The organism is Phaeobacter sp. CC-HEC084 (assembly GCF_059429255.1).
The window spans coordinates 448,356-466,390 of sequence record NZ_JCAIJQ010000009.1 but is presented as its reverse complement, the minus strand read 5'-3'; the positions used below and the strand labels follow the sequence as shown (position 1 = coordinate 466,390).

General features: G+C 62.9%; 13 protein-coding genes. 10 read left to right on the top strand and 3 right to left on the bottom strand.

The annotated features are described in order from the left end of the window. Window positions 1–132 precede the first annotated feature (132 nt). The 9 genes from cydD to AC5SSZ_RS19380 all read left to right on the top strand — a co-directional run bounded on the left by cydD (window position 133) and on the right by AC5SSZ_RS19380 (window position 9,729). Window positions 133–1,758 (top strand): thiol reductant ABC exporter subunit CydD, encoded by a 1,626-nt coding sequence (gene cydD, locus AC5SSZ_RS19420; RefSeq protein ID WP_495439530.1) that lies wholly within the window; start codon window positions 133–135, stop codon window positions 1,756–1,758. Next, window positions 1,755–3,401 carry an amino acid ABC transporter ATP-binding/permease protein gene (locus AC5SSZ_RS19415; RefSeq protein WP_495439528.1) on the top strand — a complete coding sequence of 549 codons (1,647 nt, stop codon included), beginning with the start codon at window positions 1,755–1,757 and terminating at the stop codon, window positions 3,399–3,401. The genes cydD and AC5SSZ_RS19415 overlap by 4 nt, the downstream gene beginning before the upstream one ends. 115 nt (window positions 3,402–3,516) lie before the next feature. Further along, window positions 3,517–5,130: a cytochrome ubiquinol oxidase subunit I gene (locus tag AC5SSZ_RS19410; protein WP_495439525.1), complete on the top strand. Its 1,614-nt coding sequence runs from the start codon at window positions 3,517–3,519 to the stop codon at window positions 5,128–5,130. Between the two features lie 5 nt (window positions 5,131–5,135). Beyond that, window positions 5,136–6,299 carry a cytochrome d ubiquinol oxidase subunit II gene (gene cydB, locus AC5SSZ_RS19405; protein WP_065272419.1) on the top strand — a complete coding sequence of 388 codons (1,164 nt, stop codon included), beginning with the start codon at window positions 5,136–5,138 and terminating at the stop codon, window positions 6,297–6,299. Window positions 6,300–6,312: 13 nt separating this feature from the next. Next, window positions 6,313–6,450, top strand: a complete 138-nt coding sequence (cydX, locus tag AC5SSZ_RS19400) for a cytochrome bd-I oxidase subunit CydX (protein WP_274827525.1) — start codon at window positions 6,313–6,315, stop codon at window positions 6,448–6,450. An 80-nt stretch (window positions 6,451–6,530) separates the two neighbouring features. Beyond that, window positions 6,531–7,517: an SLAC1 anion channel family protein gene (locus tag AC5SSZ_RS19395; RefSeq protein ID WP_495439521.1), complete on the top strand. Its 987-nt coding sequence runs from the start codon at window positions 6,531–6,533 to the stop codon at window positions 7,515–7,517. Window positions 7,518–7,537: 20 nt separating this feature from the next. Beyond that, window positions 7,538–7,975: a DsrE family protein gene (locus AC5SSZ_RS19390; RefSeq protein WP_274839386.1), complete on the top strand. Its 438-nt coding sequence runs from the start codon at window positions 7,538–7,540 to the stop codon at window positions 7,973–7,975. Window positions 7,976–8,036: 61 nt separating this feature from the next. Continuing rightward, on the top strand, window positions 8,037–9,356 hold the full coding sequence (locus tag AC5SSZ_RS19385; protein ID WP_495439519.1) for an NAD(P)/FAD-dependent oxidoreductase: 1,320 nt from the start codon (window positions 8,037–8,039) through the stop codon (window positions 9,354–9,356). A 13-nt stretch (window positions 9,357–9,369) separates the two neighbouring features. Then, window positions 9,370–9,729, top strand: a complete 360-nt coding sequence (locus AC5SSZ_RS19380) for a DUF5368 domain-containing protein (protein ID WP_274827529.1) — start codon at window positions 9,370–9,372, stop codon at window positions 9,727–9,729. A gap of 24 nt (window positions 9,730–9,753) precedes the next feature. Here the strand turns inward: AC5SSZ_RS19380 and AC5SSZ_RS19375 are convergent, their stop codons facing one another. The 3 genes from AC5SSZ_RS19375 to AC5SSZ_RS19365 all read right to left on the bottom strand — a co-directional run bounded on the left by AC5SSZ_RS19375 (window position 9,754) and on the right by AC5SSZ_RS19365 (window position 16,314). Further along, a complete protein-coding gene (locus tag AC5SSZ_RS19375; protein ID WP_495439517.1) occupies window positions 9,754–10,608 on the bottom strand; it encodes a DMT family transporter in 855 nt (284 codons plus the stop codon). A gap of 290 nt (window positions 10,609–10,898) precedes the next feature. Continuing rightward, window positions 10,899–15,353 (bottom strand): LamG-like jellyroll fold domain-containing protein, encoded by a 4,455-nt coding sequence (locus AC5SSZ_RS19370; protein ID WP_495439515.1) that lies wholly within the window; start codon window positions 15,351–15,353, stop codon window positions 10,899–10,901. A gap of 295 nt (window positions 15,354–15,648) precedes the next feature. After that, window positions 15,649–16,314, bottom strand: a complete 666-nt coding sequence (locus AC5SSZ_RS19365; protein ID WP_495439513.1) for a DUF1028 domain-containing protein — start codon at window positions 16,312–16,314, stop codon at window positions 15,649–15,651. A gap of 91 nt (window positions 16,315–16,405) precedes the next feature. Here AC5SSZ_RS19365 and AC5SSZ_RS19360 point away from each other — a divergent pair, with 91 nt between their 5' ends. Continuing rightward, window positions 16,406–17,980 carry an ABC transporter substrate-binding protein gene (locus AC5SSZ_RS19360; protein WP_495439511.1) on the top strand — a complete coding sequence of 525 codons (1,575 nt, stop codon included), beginning with the start codon at window positions 16,406–16,408 and terminating at the stop codon, window positions 17,978–17,980. Window positions 17,981–18,035: the final 55 nt, after the last annotated feature.

Sequence of the window (18,035 nt, the reverse complement as noted above, 5' to 3'; positions counted from 1 at the left end):
CCGGTGTTTGGCCCTTGGGTTGGCATATTTGTTACACCGGCCATTCGGATTTTGTCTTGCGCCAGATCAAATCACCATCCCGTTACCTTGGATAAAGTCATATTCAAAATGCGGGTTAATCCGGAGTTCTCCGTGAGATTGCAGACTGCCTCTTCCATTCGGGGCGAGGGCCTTGGCACACTGCTGAGCCTTGCCGCATCGCTGACATGGCTGGCCGCTGCTGCGGTAATCGCTTGGTCGCTGGCGGCTTTGCTGACGGATCCTGCGGTGCTGTCACCCGTTCTCATGGCGACGAGTTTCTTCGCGCTGGCCGCGCTGCGGGCTGCGCTGTCCGCCATGTCGGATCGCTGCCTTGCCGAGGCTGCCGATGCGCGGATCGATGTCCTGCGGCAGGAGATCACGACGGTTGAGGCGCAAAGCACACAGCCCTCTGCCCTTGGCGGGCCGGGCGCGCTGGCTGCGCTGGCCGGGGAGAAACTGGAGGCGCTGCGCCCCTATCTCATGCGCTATCGCCCGGCGCGGATGCGTTCGGCGGTGATGCCGCTGGTGATCCTCGGCATCGCGGTCTGGCACAGCTGGGCGGTTACGCTGGTCCTGCTACTGGCCGGGCCTTTGATCCCGGTCTTCATGGCGCTTGTGGGCTGGGCGGCCCAATCGGCCAGCGAACGGCAGATGGTGGAGATTGGTCAGCTCAGCGATCTGCTGGTGGACCGGCTGGCGGCACTGTCGGATCTGCGCCTGATCGGGGCCGGGCCGCAGATGGTCGATGGCTTCGCCCGCGCCTCGGAAGACCTGCGGGAGCGGACGATGTCGGTGCTGCGGATCGCCTTCCTGTCCTCCACGGTGCTGGAGCTGTTTTCGGCGCTGGGCGTGGCGATGGTTGCGATCTGGGTCGGCTTTTCACTGCTGGGGGAACTCAGCTGGGGCGCCTGGGGCACGGAACTGTCTCCGGCGGCGGGGATCTACCTTCTGCTGCTGGCGCCCGAATTTTTCCAGCCTCTGCGGGATCTTGCGGCCGCCTGGCATGATCGTGCCGCAGCCGAGGCGGTGCAGGATGAAATCGCCGGATGGCGCGCCGAAGACCGCCCGGTTCGAGTGGGACAGGGCGGTGATGTCGCATCTTTGACCCCTCAGCCCGTTCTGCGGTTGTCGGGCGTGGTGCATCGCGGCATTGCCTATCCTGATCTTTCCATCGTCCCCGGAGAGACTGTCGCTCTCACCGGTCCCAGTGGCTGCGGCAAGTCCACCCTTTTGCGACTGCTGGCAGGGCTGGAGCAGCCGGATCAGGGCGCGGTCTTGCTGGATGGTCAGCCGCTGGATGATAGCAACGCGGCGGCGTGGCGGGCGTCGCTCGGCTGGATGCCTCAGGCGCCGCATTTCCTCAATCGCAGCCTGCGCTACAACATCGCCTTTGGCGCGCCGCTGGAGCCGGACCTTTTGGAGGCAGCGCAGTTGGAGCAGGTGCTGAAGGCGCTGCCAAAGGGCGATCTGTATTTACTTGGAGAGCGCGGTGCGGGTCTGTCGGGCGGAGAGGCGCGGCGGGTGACGCTGGCGCGCGCCATGCAGGGCGCACCGGGGCTGATCATCGCGGATGAACCGACGGCGGATCTGGACGCTGCAACAGCATTAGCCATCACCGACGGGCTGATGCGCTTTGCGCAGGCGGGTGGCACCCTGATCGTGGCGACGCACGACCCGGCGCTGGCTGCACGTCTGGACCGGCAGATCACCCTTGCCCAGCCGGAGGACCCGTCATGAGGGATCTGATACACCTGCTCCGGATCGTCCTGCGCGCTGAACGCCGCAGCCTGCTACGGGGGCTTTTGCTGTCTGTGGTGGTGCTGGCCATGGGCGTGGCGCTTCTGGGCCTGTCGGGCTGGTTCATCACCGCAGCGGCGGCTGCCGGCATGGCTGGGATTGGCATCCTGTTCAACGTCTTTGCCCCCTCGGCGATGGTGCGCCTTCTGGCGCTGGGGCGGACCGCCGCCCGGTACGGAGAGCGGGTGCTGACCCATGATGCGACCCTTCGGGCGCTGTCGGTGCTGCGGGTTCGGTTGCTGACGGGGCTGTTGCACAGCCCGCACCGGCATCTGGAGCGGATGCGCGCCAATGCTTTCCTCAACCGGGTGACGGCGGATACGGATGCGCTGGATGGGGCGCTGTTGCGGCTGATGCTGCCCGCGCTGGCTGGTTGGGTCGTGATCCTGCTCAGCACGCTGCTGCTATGGGTGCTGGTGCACCCGGCGCTGGCACTGATCATCGGGGGCGGCTACCTGCTGCTGCCGACGGGGGTGTTCCTACTGGGGCAGAAACTGGCGACAAAACCAGCGCGGCGGGCTGAGGCTGCGATGCAGGCAGGCCGCAGCCGGTTGATTGACCTGATCGCCGGGCGCGATGATCTGACCGTATATGGCCAGATCGGCGTCGCCACCGATGCTGTCCTTTCTGCCTTTTCGCGGCATGGTGCAGCACGTGCGCGGCTTGATAGGACCGAGCGGCGCGCCGGAGCGTTTCTGGATATGACTGCTGCAGCAATGACGGCGCTGGCCCTCGGGATGGGCATGGCGCTGGTGCAGCAGGGCAGCATCACGGCGGCTGAGGCGGCGATCGCCATCTTCGCGGCGCTGGCCCTTGGCGAAACGGTAGCTCCGGTGCGGCGCGCGCTGGCCGAGATTGGCCGCATGACGCAGGCCGCGCGGCGTATCCTGCCCTCCGTCGAAACCGAGATCGCATCCAGTCAGGCATCTATCCGGGCTCCATCCGGCTCTCTCACCTTCGACGCTGTAGCGCTGAAAAGGGGGCAGGGCGGGATGGTCTTTGCCCCGCTCAGCCTGACGGTCGCACCCGGCGAAACGGTTGTGCTGCAGGGCCCCAGCGGCAGCGGCAAAAGCACCGCCTTGCTGCTGGCGGCAGGCGCGCTGACACCTTCGGCTGGGACAGTGCGGTTCGGCGGTCTCGATCCGGCGCAGCTGCCGCTGGAAACACGCACGCAAAGCATCGCCCTGGTGCCGCAGCGCCATGCTTTGATCGCGGGCAGCGTGGCCGAGAACCTGCGGCTTGCTGCGCCGAACGCCCCGGACGCCGAGCTGTGGCAGGCGCTGGAGGCGAGCCAGCTGTCGCATACCCTGCGGCAGCGCGAGGGGCTGGACACCCGGCTTGGCTTTCGCGGGGCGGGTCTGTCGGGCGGCGAGGCACGGCGGTTGGTTCTGGCCCGGGCGATTCTGCGCAGGCCGCGCCTTCTGCTGCTGGATGAGCCGAGCGAAGGGCTGGACGCCGCAACCGCGCGCGCCGTGATGACCGGTCTGCGCCGCGCCTGTCCCGATGCGGCTTTTCTGATCGCGGGGCACCGCAGCGCAGAAACGGAAGGCGCTGACCGCTGTGTCGAGGTTCTTCGCAATTAAATCTGCATCTAAGATTGGAAATTTGATCTGCGTCAAAGTTATATTGCAAATATAGAATATGAAGTTTGAAAATCCGTATCTTTGATGCGGAAAACCTATGGAAAGGACTCGTATCATGGAGATCGGACTGGTCGAGCTGTCGCGCCTGCAGTTTGCGATGACGGCCATGTATCACTTTCTCTTCGTGCCGCTGACGCTGGGTCTGTCGATCCTCGTGGCGATCATGGAGACTGTCTATGTCATGACGAACCGCCCCATCTGGCGACAGATGACCAAGTTCTGGGGCACCCTGTTCGGCATCAACTTTGTCCTTGGCGTCGCCACCGGCATCACCATGGAATTCCAGTTCGGTATGAACTGGAGCTACTACAGCCACTACGTGGGTGACATCTTCGGTGCGCCGCTGGCGATTGAGGGGCTGATGGCCTTCTTCATGGAGGCGACCTTTGTCGGGTTGTTCTTCTTTGGCTGGGACAAGCTGTCGAAAGTACAGCACATGGTGGTGGCCTGGCTGGTCGCCATCGGGTCGAACTTTTCGGCGCTGTGGATCCTGATCGCCAATGGCTGGATGCAGAATCCGGTCGGCGCAGAGTTCAACCCCGACACCATGCGGATGGAGATGACCTCTTTCTTTGATGTGGTGTTCAACGAAGTGGCGCAGGCCAAATTCGTGCATACGGTCAGCGCGGGCTATGTCACCGCCGCAGTCTTTGTTCTGGGGGTTTCGGCGCTCTATCTGATCCAGAACCGGCACAAGGATCTGGCGCGGCGGTCGATCGCGGTGGCCTCGTCCTTTGGTCTGGCGGCGGCACTGTCGGTGGTCGTGCTGGGCGATGAATCCGGTTATTCCGCCAGTCACACCCAGAAAATGAAACTCGCCGCGATCGAGGCGATGTGGGAAACCGAACCGGCGCCTGCGCCCTTTACCCTGTTCGGCCTGCCCGACAAGGAAGCCCGCGAGACCCATTACGCGGTGCATATCCCTTGGGCGATGGGCCTGATTGGCACCCGCAGCCTGACCAAGGAAATCCCCGGCATCAACGATCTGGTGGCTGAGGCCGAAGACCGTATCCGCCATGGTGTCATCGCCTATGACGCGCTGATGACCATCCGCGAAAACCGCGGCAATGTCCCGGCCGAGGCGCGGTTCATCTTTGAGCAGAACTCAGACAATCTGGGGTTTGCCTACCTGCTGAAACGCTATGTGGACGATCCGCGTGACGCCACTGAAGAGCAGATCGCCATGGCGGCCGAGGATACCATTCCGGGCGTCGGGCCGCTGTTCTGGGCCTTCCGCCTGATGGTCGCGCTGGGCTTCAGCTTTATCGGCGTGATGGCTTTCTTCTTCTACCGGGCGTCTTTCTGCAACATGCGCTTCCCGCGCTGGTCGCTTTATGCCGCTGTTGCCATCATTCCGACCCCGTGGATCGCGGCCGAGCTTGGCTGGTTCGTGGCCGAGTTCGGGCGCCAGCCCTGGACGGTGGACGGCGTGTTGCCGACGGCCCTGTCGGCCTCGCACCTGAGCGTCGCGGATCTGCTGATCACCCTCGCTGGTTTCGTCATCTTCTACACGATCCTCTTCGTAATCGAGGTCAGCTTGATGGTGAAATACATCCGCAAAGGTCCGTTTCAGGACGTTGCCGAGACCGAAGCCTGGCAGGACCAGCACGAAACGCGCCTGCGCGGTGCGGGCCGTGATGTTGCCGCCCCTGCAACCCCTGCGGAGTAAGACTTATGATCCTTCATGAACTGATCGATTTTGACACGCTGCGGATCATCTGGTGGGCGCTTCTGGGCGTGCTGCTGATCGGATTTGCCCTGACCGACGGGTTCGACATGGGCGTTGGCGCGCTGTTGCCCTTTGTCGCCAAGACGGATGTGGAACGCCGCGTGGTGATCAACACCGTTGGGCCGGTCTGGGAAGGGAACCAGGTGTGGTTCATCCTCGGCGGCGGCGCGATCTTTGCCGCTTGGCCGCCGCTTTATGCGGTGTCCTTCTCGGGCTTTTATCTCGCGATGTTTGTGGTGCTCGCGGCCCTCATCGTGCGTCCGGTTGCGTTCAAGTATCGCTCCAAACGCGACAGTGCCGCATGGCGTACGCGCTGGGATTGGGCGCTGTTTGCCGGAGGTGCGGTTCCGGCGCTGCTGTTCGGCGTGGCGGTGGGCAATGTGCTGCTTGGCGTGCCCTTCTTCCTGACCGCAGACCTGATGCCGATGTACGAAGGCAGCTTCTACGGCAAGTTCCTGGGCCTCTTGCATCCCTTTGCTGTGCTGGCCGGTGTGGTGTCCTTTTCGATGCTGCTGATGCATGGTGCGGCTTGGCTGACGCTCAAGACCGAAGGCGTGATCGCCGAACGCGCCCGCCGCATCGGCACCGTGGCCGGAATGGTGGCTGCAGGAGGCTATGTGCTTGCCGGATTGTGGCTGGCGGTTGGCATCGACGGGTTTGCGCTGGTGAACGATGTGGTGCCGAACGGCCCGTCCAATCCGCTGTATTCGCAGGTAACCCGGGAAGGCAGCTGGCTTGCGGCCTATGTCGCGCGGCCCTGGATCGTGGTTGCGCCACTGATGGGCTTTGCCGGGATCGCCATGGCGATACGCGGGCTGAAGGCTGGGCACGAGGTCTCGACGCTTCTGTGGTCAAAGATGGCGATCACCGGGATTGTCGCGTCGGTCGGTCTGACCATGTTCCCGTTCATCCTGCCTTCTACCGTGGACCCGAACAGCTCGCTGACCGTCTGGGATGCCTCAAGCTCGCATCAGACCCTGTTCATCATGCTGGTGGTCACCGCGATCTTCATGCCGCTGATCCTGGCCTACACCGCGTGGGTCTACAAAGTCCTCTGGGGCAAGGTCACCGAGGCAGACGTCACCGAAAACGCCGACACGCTATACTGAAGGAGTTGATATCATGTGGTATTTTGCCTGGCTTCTTGGCCTGCCCCTCGCTGCTCTCTTTGCCGTCCTGAACGCCATGTGGCTGGAGCTGCGCACCGATGCCTGCCTCGCGGAAGAGGGGGAGTGCCCGGTGGGAGAGCATAAGCGCTGAGCCTGCATCGACACGCAAAGCAAGCTGGATCCGGCCTTGCCGATTCCGGACCTGATCCCAACCTTCTGCGGAGACCTGTGATGACCGCTGATCCCAAGACCCCCGAAACCCCAGCCGATCCTGCGGCTGCGGAGCCGAGGCTCCAGCACTTTCCGGTGCCCTTTTTCGCCGCCGTCATGGGGCTGTCGGGGCTGACGCTTGCGCTGCATGCGGCGGGGATGCAAGCCGCCAGCCGCGCGGCACTGGTCGCGACGGTTCTGGTCTTTGCCGTGCTGGCAGCGGTCTACGCGCTGAAGGCGATGCGCTATCCGCAGGCGATACTGGCCGAATGGCGGCATCCGGTGAAACTGGCCTTCTTTCCCGCTGTTTCAATTTCCCTGTTGCTGATCGCCACCGCCCTGCAGCCGGTGTCACAGGATTTGGCGCGGCTGGTCTGGCTGATCGGCGCGCTGGGGCAGGGGGTGCTGACGCTGGCGGTGCTGTCGAACTGGATCGGGCACCGGGCCTTTCAGACCATCCATATCTCGCCTGCCTGGTTCATCCCGGCAGTGGGCAACGTGGTCGCGCCGGTGGCGGGTGTGCAGCTGGGATTCCCGGAAACCTCCTGGGTGTTCTTCTCGGCGGGGCTGGTGTTCTGGATCGTGCTGCTGGTCCTGGTGATGAACCGGCTGGTGTTCCACGATCCGCTGCCCGGACGCATGGTGCCGACCCTGGCCATCCTGATCGCCCCGCCCGCGGTTGGCTTCCTTGCCTGGTTGCAACTGAATGGCGACGTGATCGATGCCTTTGCGCGGATCCTTTATGGCGCGGCGCTGGTCTTTACGGCGTTGGCCGCGACCCAGGTGGCCAAGCTGCGCGGCCTGCCCTTTGCCCTGTCCTGGTGGGCGCTCAGCTTTCCGGTTGCGGCACTGACAATCGCGACGCTGCGCTTTGGGACCCTGATCTCCAGCCCGCTGCATACCTTGGCCGGAAACGTCGGTGTCGGCGTTCTGTGCTTCATCGTCGGTGGGCTGGTCTACCGCACGGTCCGCGCCGTTCTGCGCGGGGAAATCTGTCAACCTGAGTGATCCCAGAAAGGACTTCAGACATGAAAAAACTTGCAATTGCAGCGATCAGCGCCCTTGGCCTTTGCACGCCTGCTGTGGCGCAGGACAAGCCCGAGACGCTGGTGACGATCCTGACCGCGCCCGAGCCGCAGACCCAGCTGATGGCGATGGTTCTGGCCATGCAGGCCGCCAAACAGGGCGTCGCGCAGCATGTGCTGCTCTGTGGCCCGGCCGGGGATCTTGCGCTGAAAGACGCGCCGGATGCGGCCACCGCCCCGCAGCCGCCCAAAGGCATGAGCCCGCAGGGCCTGATGCAGAAAATCGCCGCGATGCCCGGCGCCAAGGTCGAGGTTTGTGCGATCTACCTGCCGGGACGCGGCGCCGACCCATCGGTCCTGCTGGATGGCGTGAGTGTTGCCAAACCCCCGGCGATGGCCAGCGCCATGATCGCCCCGGGCGCGCGGATCGCCAGTTACTGACCAGCGCCCGGCCTGCGCGCGGACCCGGCGCGCAGGCCCACAGTTCCCTTTCGGAGGAAAGATGATGACGAAATCCATAACGAACCCCACCCGCCGCCAGCTCTTTGGCCTTGCGGCATCGGCGGGCGTGGCTGCGGCGCTTGGGGCGCAGGCCAGCGCCAGCACGCCGGTGCCGACAAAGGCACGGATCGTTATCATCGGCGCGGGCGCTGGTGGCACGGCGCTCGCCAACCGGCTGGTGCGTCGCCTTGAGGGCGCCGAGATCATCCTTCTGGATCCGCGCGTAGCGCACCTTTACCAGCCCGGCCTGACACTGGTTGCCGCCGGTCTGAAGCCTGCGGATTACGTGCTTAGTCAGACCGGCGACTGGCTGCCGGACGGCGTGACCTTGATCCAGGAAAAAGCCGCCGCGATTGACCCGGAGGCCAAGACCGTCGCCACCGAGAGCGGTCAGTCGCTGGCCTATGACTTCCTGGTTGTGGCCCCGGGGCTGGTTCTGGATCACGACGCCATCGAAGGCTTCTCGCTCGATATGGTCGGGCAAAACGGCATTGGCGCGCTTTATGCCGGGCCGGAATACGCGGCACGCACCTGGCAGGCGGCCTCGAAGTTTACTGAGGAGGGCGGCGTTGGCCTGTTCACCCGCCCCGAAACCGAGATGAAATGCGCGGGCGCACCGCTGAAGCATACTTTCCTGATTGATGATATCGCCAAACGGGCGGGAAACGGCGGCAAGATCGACGTGCAATACGCAGCGCCGCAGAGCTCTTTGTTCGGGGTGCCCATCGTCGCCGAGAAGGTGCGCATGTTGTTCGGTGATCGCGGCATCACCAGCCATATGCAGCACCAGTTGCAAGGCATCGACGCCGAGCGGCGCCGGGCACGCTTTTCGACCCCGGATGGCTCGGTCGAACTGGACTACGACTATATCCATGTCATCCCGCCGCAACGCGCGCCTGAGGTGATCCGCCAGTCCGGTCTGAGCTGGGCTGACAAATGGACCGATCAGGGCTGGGTCGAATGCGACATGGCGAGCCTGCGCCACCTGCGCTACCCCGAGATCTGGGCGCTGGGTGATGTGGCGGGCGTTCCCAAGGGCAAGACCGCCGCCAGCGTGAAATGGCAGGTGCCAGTGGTCGAGGACGGGCTTGTCGCGGCCATCACCGGCACTGACCCCACCGAGACCTACAATGGCTACACTTCCTGCCCGATGATCACCCAGATCGGCCGGGCCATGCTGGTGGAGTTTGATTACAACGACAATCTTGTGCCGTCCTTCCCCGGGATCATCGCCCCGCTTGAGGAGCTGTGGATCAGCTGGCTGATGAAGGAAGTGGCGTTGAAGGCCACCTATAACGCCATGCTGCGTGGCCGGGCCTGAGGAGGAAGAGGCGATGAAAGACCTGACAGTTGGAACCCTGATTGCGGTGTTCGAAGAGATTTTTGGCCGCGGCCTGTTCTGGGCTATGGTCGGCTTGGCGGCCGTTGTGACGCTGGGATACGTTTACGTGTTGATCCGGGATCGCAAGATCAGCTGGCACAAATTCCTGCTGGCGCAGCTGTCGATGCCGGTGGGGGCGGTGCTTGCGGTGTGGTTCGTGCTGGTGATGACGCATTCCGAACTGGCCAATATCGGCGGGCCGGTCGATCTGATCGTGCTTCTGGGGGTTGCTGCGGGCGGGGCCGTTGGTGCGGCGATCCTCGTCTACACGGTGCAGTCACTGCTCTGGCCCCCGGCGGCAGAGCGCAGATAGCCTTCCTCTCTGGCGCCGGGTGTCTCAGCGTTTGCGGTAATTCTCGCGATACCAGACATAAAGCCCGGCGCCGGCGATCATGACACTGCCGAAGATGGTCCAGAAATCCGGGACTTCGGAAAAGAACACAAAGCCCCAGACCGCAGCAAAGGCCAGCCCGGAATAGGAAAACGGCGCCAGCATTGCCGCTTCGCCTTTGGAAAACGCCTGAATGAGGGCCAGTTGCCCGATGGTCCCGGCCAGCGAGATGATGATCATCAGGCCGATCCCGAACAGATCCGGGGATTGCCATTGAAAGGGCACCGCAAGGCTCAGCAGAACGGTGCCGACCAGCCCGGTGTAAAACAGCGACGTCCAGACGTCTTCATCGGCGCCGACCCGGCGCGTCAGCAGGGCATAGCCGGAATAGCAGCACGCGGCCGCCAGCGGATAAAGCGCGGCAGGGCTGAACACATCGCTGCCGGGGCGAATGACGATCATCGCACCGATCATGGCCACCGCGATCCCGGCGATGCGCCGCACACCCAAAGCCTCGCCCAGGAACAGCGCCGCGCCAAGGGTGATCAGCACAGGATTGGTGGACATCAGCGCCGCAGCATCCGTCAGGGGGATCTTGCTCAGGCCGGTGAAAAAGAAGGCGGTCGCGCTCATCAGCAGCACAGAGCGCAGGAATTGCAGCGCTGGATACCGGGTGCGCACCACCTGTTTCAGCCGGGGCACAACGATCACCAGCACCAGCAGCATCTGCCCGGCATAGCGCGCCCAGAGCGCTGGAAGAACGCCAACGCTGGGCGCCAGCGCCTTGACTGTGGCATCCATCACCGAAAAACAGAAGATCGCGCTGATCATCAGCAAAATGGCGCGGCTTTGCAGGCTCATCGGGTGGTCCCCGTGTAAAACCCCGTTGCGTCACCGTGGCGCTGCGGCATGGACCATGCGAACCGATTGTTTTTCAGCAATATTTCAGCGCCTTCTAAGACGGGTAAGGATAGAAATGCATTTCGGAAAGCAAGGCCGGAAAGGCAAATCCAAGCGGCGCCAACGCCGCTTGTGTGCTCATATAGGATGATCAGCCCCGACAATGCAAAGCCGGAGTGCGCAGATCAGTTCGCCGTCAGGCGCATACCGGCAAGTGCACTCCGGGACCGGCCGTTCGCTGCAAGCGCGGTCTACAGAAGATCGTCGAAGGCGACGGTCTGGTCTGCAAAGACCAGAAGATCGATATCGATCAGCATATCACGTCCTTCGTAATATCCATCCCGGCCGCCATTGGCGGCATCCGTCACCGCCAGCCAAGTGACGTCCTGCCCCCGGTTTGAATCAAAGTAGGTTCCGCTTTCGAAACTGAAGTCGGAGAAGTTGCCGTCGAACATCGCCCGGTCCTTGTTGTCCGAACCGGCGTCATTCCAGACACTGCCATAAATGGTGTCATCGCCAAGGCCGCCGTACAGCCGGTCATTGCCTTCTTCGCCAAAAAGGGTGTCATGGCCATCACCGCCGTGCAGCACGTCCTGACCGTCCGATCCCTGCAGCTTGTCATCGCCCGCCTGACCCAAAAGGGTGTCGCGCCCATCGCCGCCGTACAGAGTGTCATCGCCGCGCCCGCCCAGAATGAGATCGTCGTTGCCCATGCCGATCAACCGGTCGTTGCCGCCTTTGCCAGTCAGCACATCGGCGCCGTCACCGCCGCGCAGTTCATCATCGCTGCGCGAGCCGATCTGGATATCCGCCGTACGCACCGTCAGCCCATCAAAGGCGGCAAACCCGGTTCCCCCGGTCAGCTCTGTCTCGGTGCTGCCGCGGCTGACCACGACGCTGCCGGACTCGCCCCGGCCAAAGTCAAACCGGTCGATGCTGCCGTCGAAATAGGTGTAGTCCGCGCGCTGAGCGTTACCGAACAGTTCTTGCGCCGTCAGGGCCTCGTCATAGATCGCAAGATCTTCAATCGTTCCGTCAAAGTAGCTGTTGAGGTTGTCGGTCTCGCCAGCTGTGTTGCTCCAGCCCGATGCCCCGGCAATCAGGGCTTCGGTGTTCTGGCTCCAGTCTATGCGGATCTCTGGATCATAGGCGATGCGTGCACCGTTCAGGTAGACTTCAAGACCGTCCGCGCCAAAGCTGAGGTTGAAATCATATTCCTCACCGACGGTGATCGCGTTGCTGGCGATAAGGTAATGCGATTCCGTCTCGTCCTGAAGTCGCACGACCAACTCGCCGGTTGCGTCTATATAGACGGAGAGATGCCCGCCCTGACCGTAGTCCGATGCATCCTTGGAGATCAGTGTCTGGTAGCTCGACAAGCTGTTTGCGGAAAACCGGAAGGCGATGGTGCCGCGGGACAAGGCGAGACTGTCCGTGTGGTCGAATACATAGGCCGACCGGTCCGCGGCGGAAAACGCGTGGCTGCCCGTCATGGCGAATACCGCTGATGCATCCGTTTCATATCCAAGGTCCGCGGCATCTGGCAGCTGGGACCCGGGGGCACGGATCGGGCCGCTGTTGGTGCCGGGGTCCAGCGGGGCCAGCGCCTCTTCCAGATCGTCGATGGATTTGACAATGCCATAGGCCGGAGCGGCTGTGTGCTCGATATCAGAGCGTTTCACCAGATCGCCGTAGACGGTGATGGTGCCCAGCCGGTCGTCATTATGGGCGCCGCCGTTGTTGCCCTGATCCGAGTAGAGCGCGATCACCGAATGATCCATCACCCCGTTGCCATCAGCATCGCCATAGGTGATCGAGGCGATCTGAGTGGTGTGCCCTTCGATCACCAGCCTGTCGCCCTCGGCGCGGCTGAAATCCTGCACCACATCGTTGCCGAGGACGTCGACCCAATGGTCGTGCAGCTTGTCGTTTTCGCCGGCAACGCCGTGCCAGTTGATTGTGCCGTCGTCGCGGGTGTGCTTTTCGATATAGCGTTCCTTGGCGTTGATCAGCGTCTGGAAGTAGAAGATGTCGGCGCCGCGCCCGCCGATCAGCAGGTCATCGGCCGGGATTGGCTGGTCGGGATAGAGCTTGCCATCGGTCAGCTCGTTCAACGGATCGCCTTCGTCGCGGTCGGGGTCATAATAGATGGCGCCTTCGCGCCCGTCGGCGCGGCTGATCAGCAGATCGTTGCCCTTGCCGCCTTTCAGCGTGTCCTCGCCATGGCCGCCATCCAGCACGTCATGCCCGCCGCTGCCCAAAAGGCGGTCATTGCCATAGCCACCCTGCAGCACATCGGCGCCGCCCTTGCCCTTGACCCGGTCGTTGCCACCACCGCCGTTGATGCCATCGGCGCCGCCGGTGCCTGCAACGCGGTTGTCGCCGCCATTGCGGCTGATCATGTTGAGATGGCTCTCCATGTGACCATGGGCGCTGACGCCGTAATCCGCCAGAATATCGAGGAAAGTGTCGCTGGCGCCGTGCAGCTGGCCAAAGACCGGCGCCAGATCCGCCATCGCGGCCTGCATCTGCGCGCCCATGGCCAGCTCGGCTCCTGCGGCTTCGGCCAGCGCCAGATGGCTGTCTGCACCCAGCTGGCGGTCAAAGATCATGACATCGCCGATAGTGCCCTTGAACAGGGAATGGGCGTCGTCGTCCTGCCCCTCGCGCCAGGCCCGGCTGCCGCCGACCACCAGCGAATGATCGTTCAGTTGCAGGCCCTGCTTGAACTCCGGTTCTGCCGCGACCAGCGCGCCATTGAGCCAGATCATCAGCCCATCGCTGCCAAAGCTGACGGAGATGTGGTATTTGGTCTGCGCCGACAGGACGAGATCGGGCACCTTCAGGTATTCGGTGTCGGCCCCGTCCGACTGGCTGAGCAGCAGGGTGCCATCCTTGACCCAGAGGGTGAAATCACCTTTCCCGGCGCCTTTGCCATCCTTCGAGATCAGCGCCATTTCCCCTGGCAGCCGGTCCAGTGAAAAACTGAGCGAAACCGTCGCCGCGCGTAAGGAAAGGCTGTCCAGATGACCCGCGTTGAGGTAATCGCCCTCTTCTCCGCTCAAAACATGGGTCCCGGGCATGGAAAGTACTGGCATGCGGGTTTCGGATAGGGGTAGCCCGGCCGCATCTGGCAGCTGGGATCCGGGCGCGCGGATCGGGCCGCTGTCGGTGCCGGGGTCCAGCGGGGCTAGGGCCTCTTCCAGATCGTCGATGGATTTGACGATGCCATAGGCCGGAGCGGCTGTGTGCTCGATATCAGAGCGTTTCACCAGATCACCGTAGACGGTGATGGTACCCAGCCGGTCGTCATTATGGGCGCCGCCGTTGTTACCCTGATCCGAGTAGAGCGCGATCACCGAATGATCCATCACCCCGTTGCCATCGGCATCACCATAGGTGATCGAGGCGATCTGAGTGGTGTGCCCTTCGATCACCAGCCTGTCGCCCTCGGCGCGGCTGAAATCCTGCACCACATCGTTGCCGAGGATATCGACCCAATGGTCGTGCAGCTTGTCGTTTTCGCCTGCAACGCCGTGCCAGTTGATGGTGCCGTCGTCGCGGGTGTGCTTTTCGATATAGCGTTCCTTGGCGTTGATCAGCGTCTGGAAGTAGAAGATGTCGGCGCCGCGCCCGCCGATCAGAAGATCATCGGCCGGGATTGGCTGGTCGGGATAGAGCTTGCCATCGGTCAACTCGTTCAACGGATCGCCTTCGTCGCGGTCGGGGTCATAATAGATGGCGCCTTCGCGCCCGTCGGCGCGGCTGATCAGCAGATCGTTGCCCCCGCCGCCCTTCAGCGTGTCCTCGCCGTGGCCGCCATCCAGCACGTCATGGCCCCTACCGCCCAAAAGGCGGTCATTGCCATAGTCGCCCTGCAGCACATCGGCGCCGCCCTTGCCCTTGACCCGGTCGTTGCCACCACCGCCGTTGATGCCATCGGCGCCGCCGGTGCCGACGATGCGGTTGTCGCCGCCATTGCGGCTGATCATGTTGAGATGGCTCTCCATGTGACCATGGGCGCTGACGCCGTAATCCGCCAGAATATCGAGGAAGGTGTCGCTGGCGCCGTGCAACTGGCCAAAGACCGGCGCCAGATCCGCCATCGCGGCCTGCATCTGCGCGCCCATGGCCAGCTCGGCTCCGGCGGCTTCGGCCAGCGCCAGATGGCTGTCTGCGCCCAGCTGGCGGTCAAAGATCATGACATCGCCGATGGTGCCCTTGAACAGGGAATGGGCGTCGTCGTCCTGCCCCTCGCGCCAGGCCCGGCTGCCGCCGACCACCAGCGAATGATCGTTCAGTTTCAGGCCCTGCTTGAACTCCGGTTCTGCCGCGACCAGCGCGCCATTGAGCCAGATCATCAGCCCATCGCTGCCAAAGCTGACGGAGATGTGGTATTTGGTCTGCGCCGACAGGACGAGATCAGGCACCTTCAGGTATTCGGTGTCGGCCCCGTCCGCCTGGCTGAGCAGCAGGGTGCCATCCTTGACCCAGAGGGTGAAATCGCCTTTCCCGGCGCCTTTGCCATCCTTCGAGATCAGCGCCATTTCCCCCGGCAGCCGGTCCAGAGAAAAACTGAGCGAAACCGTCGCCGCGCGGGATTCATAGGCATCGGAATGGCGGATGTTCAGGATGTCTTCCTGCGCGCCGGAATAAATGCGGTCGGCTTCTCTCGTGAAAACCGGAGTCGGGGTATTCGCGACCATGCTCAGGGTCCTCTTTTTGCTGTAGCCTATGTTCTGTGGTTGCTGTTGGGGAGAAGTTTATCGGGCAATGTCGCGCCAAAGGTGGCGGCAAAGTGGCGTTGGTCCATTGCGTCCGGGATCGGCGAAAACATGCAACAAGGGGCTAAGCCCCTGAAACCATGCCGCGCATGGGCAAGCCCACCATTAACCAATTAGCAATTGCGGCAGAAGTGTGGCGAAAACGTGTTGCGCGCAGCGTAAATGCGTCAGCGTGAAGCCCGTGATTCAGCCTTTGCAGGAGCGATTGTGGCGCGGTCTATTGCGGAGCGCGGCTTTTGTCGTTCAGCACGGGGACCTCTGCCAACCAGTCGAAATAGGGGGACTGGCAGGTTTTCCGCCAAAGCTGCTCCAGCGCCGAGATCGGATCGCTGTCGTGCTGGTCGATGCGCAGATCCAGCGGCGGGCGCTCCGGCTCCAGCACCAGCAGGGCTGCGGACTTTAGCCCGCGGCTGTCGCCGCCTGCGTCTTTTGCGGCGGTCAGCACCCGTAGCATGCGTTCGGCGGGCGAGAGGGCTTCTGCTTGCGCCGCTGCCTTCATAGCTTCCAGAACCTCGGGACCGGTTAGCATATTGCCGGCGATGACAAGACCCAGCTCCGCGATATGGCTGGCATAGGGAACGCTTTGATCGCCGGTGAAACCCTGTGTGCGCCCTTGCCGGTCCAGCGCGGTGAGCTGCCGGTGCCCACGCCCCGGATCGGCGCTGGTGACACGGGTGACCGCAGTTGCGGCGCCCTCGCCCTGATACATGGCCCGCAGCACGTCATCGCGCCAGAAGCTGCTGGGCGCCGTGCCTTGAGACGCCACAAGACCTGATTCGATATCCCCCCGCAGCACCCAGCCGCCCACGCAAAGGCTGCCAGTGGCGGCCGCCGCAGCGAAAACGCCTGTTTTGCGGTCGTATGTCAAAATCGAGAAGGTCATTTCAGGGTCCAATCACATTTCCCTTGTATTTATCATGATAATTTGCGTGAATGCAATTCATTATGATAAATAAACAGGGAAGGACCCGCTCATGACTCTGCTGAAACTGACCCGCAGGGCGATGTTGGCTGCTGGCGCAGCAACGGCACTCGCCCTTTCCCCGCTTTCTGCGGCTGCTCAGACGCCGCCGGGTGTCCTGATTGTCGGCCAGATTGCCGAGCCGAAGGCGCTGGACCCCGCTGCGGTCACCGCCGTCAATGACTTCCGTATTCTGATGAATGTTTATGACGGTCTGGTGCGCTACAAGGATGGCTCGCTGGAAGTTGAACCGGCGCTGGCCACCGCCTGGGACATCAGCGAGGATGGCAAGACCTATACCTTCACCCTGCGCGAGGGCGTGACCTTCCACGATGGCAGCGCCTTTGATGCCGAGGCGGTCAAGTTCAACTTTGACCGGATGCTGGATGAAAACCACCCCTATCACAACACCGGTCCCTTCCCGCTGGCGTTCTTCTTTTCCGCCGTGGAAGAGGTCGAGGTTGTCGATCCGCTGACGGTGAAATTCACGCTCAACGCGCCTTATGCACCGTTCCTGTCGAACCTGGCATATCCAACCGGTCTGATCGTTTCGCCCGCTGCCGTGGCCGAACACGGCGCTGATTTTGGTCGCAACCCGTCCGGCACCGGTCCGTTCAAATTCGCCGAATGGCGCTCGAACGAGGCGGTGGTCATCGAGAAGAACGCCGATTACTGGGATGGCGCGGCCGAGCTGGACGCGGTTGTGTTCCGCCCGATCACCGATGCCAACACCCGCACTGCGGAAATGCTGGCGGGCGGCATCGACCTGATGGTTGAGGTGCCTCCGGTAGCATTGGGTGAATTCCAGAGCGACGCCTACACCGTGCACGAACAGGCGGGTCCGCACGTCTGGTTCCTGATCCTCAATGCCAAGGAAGGCCCCTTTGCCGACAAGCGCGTACGTCAGGCGGCGAACTATGCGATCAATAAATCCGCGATCGTGAATGACGTTCTGGAAGGCACCGCGGAAGTCGCCGCCGGTCCGACGCCTCCGGCCTTTGCCTGGGCCTATAACGAGGAACTGGAACCTTATCCCTATGATCCGGCCAAGGCCAAGGAGCTGATCTCCGACGCGGGCGCCGAAGGGGCGGAACTGACCTTCTACGTCACCGAAGGTGGCTCGGGCATGCTGGATCCGCTGGCCATGGGTACCGCCATTCAGGCCGATCTTGAGGCTGTCGGGTTTGACGTCAAAATCGAAACCTACGAATGGAATACCTTCCTTGGCCAAGTGAACCCCGGTCTGGAAGGCAAGGCTGACATGGCCGAGATGGCCTGGATGACCAACGATCCGGACACCCTGCCGTTCCTCGCGCTGCGCACCGGCGCATGGCCCGAAGAAGGCGGTTTCAACTCCGGCTATTACTCCAACCCCAAGGTGGATGAGTTGCTGGAAGCCGCCCGCGCTGCCACCGATCAGGAGGAGCGCGCCAAGCTCTACCGCGAAATGCAGACCATCGTGCAGGAAGACGCCCCGTGGGTCTTTGTCGCCAACTGGAAGCAGAACGCGGTGACCTCTGATCGGGTCGAAGGTTTTGCCCTGCAGCCGTCGTTCTTCCTGTTGCTGGATGACGTGGCCAAGAAATAAGAAACAAGGCGTCGCCGCAGCTGATCTTGCGGCGGCGCCACTCAGGAGGGACGCG

Coding starts and splice junctions, on each gene's coding strand:
- AC5SSZ_RS19415 (WP_495439528.1), top strand. CDS start 1,755: ATGAGGGATCTGATACACCTGCTCCGGATCGTCCTGCGCGCTGAACGC.
- AC5SSZ_RS19410 (WP_495439525.1), top strand. CDS start 3,517: ATGGAGATCGGACTGGTCGAGCTGTCGCGCCTGCAGTTTGCGATGACG.
- cydB (WP_065272419.1), top strand. CDS start 5,136: ATGATCCTTCATGAACTGATCGATTTTGACACGCTGCGGATCATCTGG.
- cydX (WP_274827525.1), top strand. CDS start 6,313: ATGTGGTATTTTGCCTGGCTTCTTGGCCTGCCCCTCGCTGCTCTCTTT.
- AC5SSZ_RS19395 (WP_495439521.1), top strand. CDS start 6,531: ATGACCGCTGATCCCAAGACCCCCGAAACCCCAGCCGATCCTGCGGCT.
- AC5SSZ_RS19390 (WP_274839386.1), top strand. CDS start 7,538: ATGAAAAAACTTGCAATTGCAGCGATCAGCGCCCTTGGCCTTTGCACG.
- AC5SSZ_RS19385 (WP_495439519.1), top strand. CDS start 8,037: ATGATGACGAAATCCATAACGAACCCCACCCGCCGCCAGCTCTTTGGC.
- AC5SSZ_RS19380 (WP_274827529.1), top strand. CDS start 9,370: ATGAAAGACCTGACAGTTGGAACCCTGATTGCGGTGTTCGAAGAGATT.
- AC5SSZ_RS19375 (WP_495439517.1), bottom strand. CDS start 10,608: ATGAGCCTGCAAAGCCGCGCCATTTTGCTGATGATCAGCGCGATCTTC.
- AC5SSZ_RS19370 (WP_495439515.1), bottom strand. CDS start 15,353: ATGGTCGCGAATACCCCGACTCCGGTTTTCACGAGAGAAGCCGACCGC.
- AC5SSZ_RS19365 (WP_495439513.1), bottom strand. CDS start 16,314: ATGACCTTCTCGATTTTGACATACGACCGCAAAACAGGCGTTTTCGCT.
- AC5SSZ_RS19360 (WP_495439511.1), top strand. CDS start 16,406: ATGACTCTGCTGAAACTGACCCGCAGGGCGATGTTGGCTGCTGGCGCA.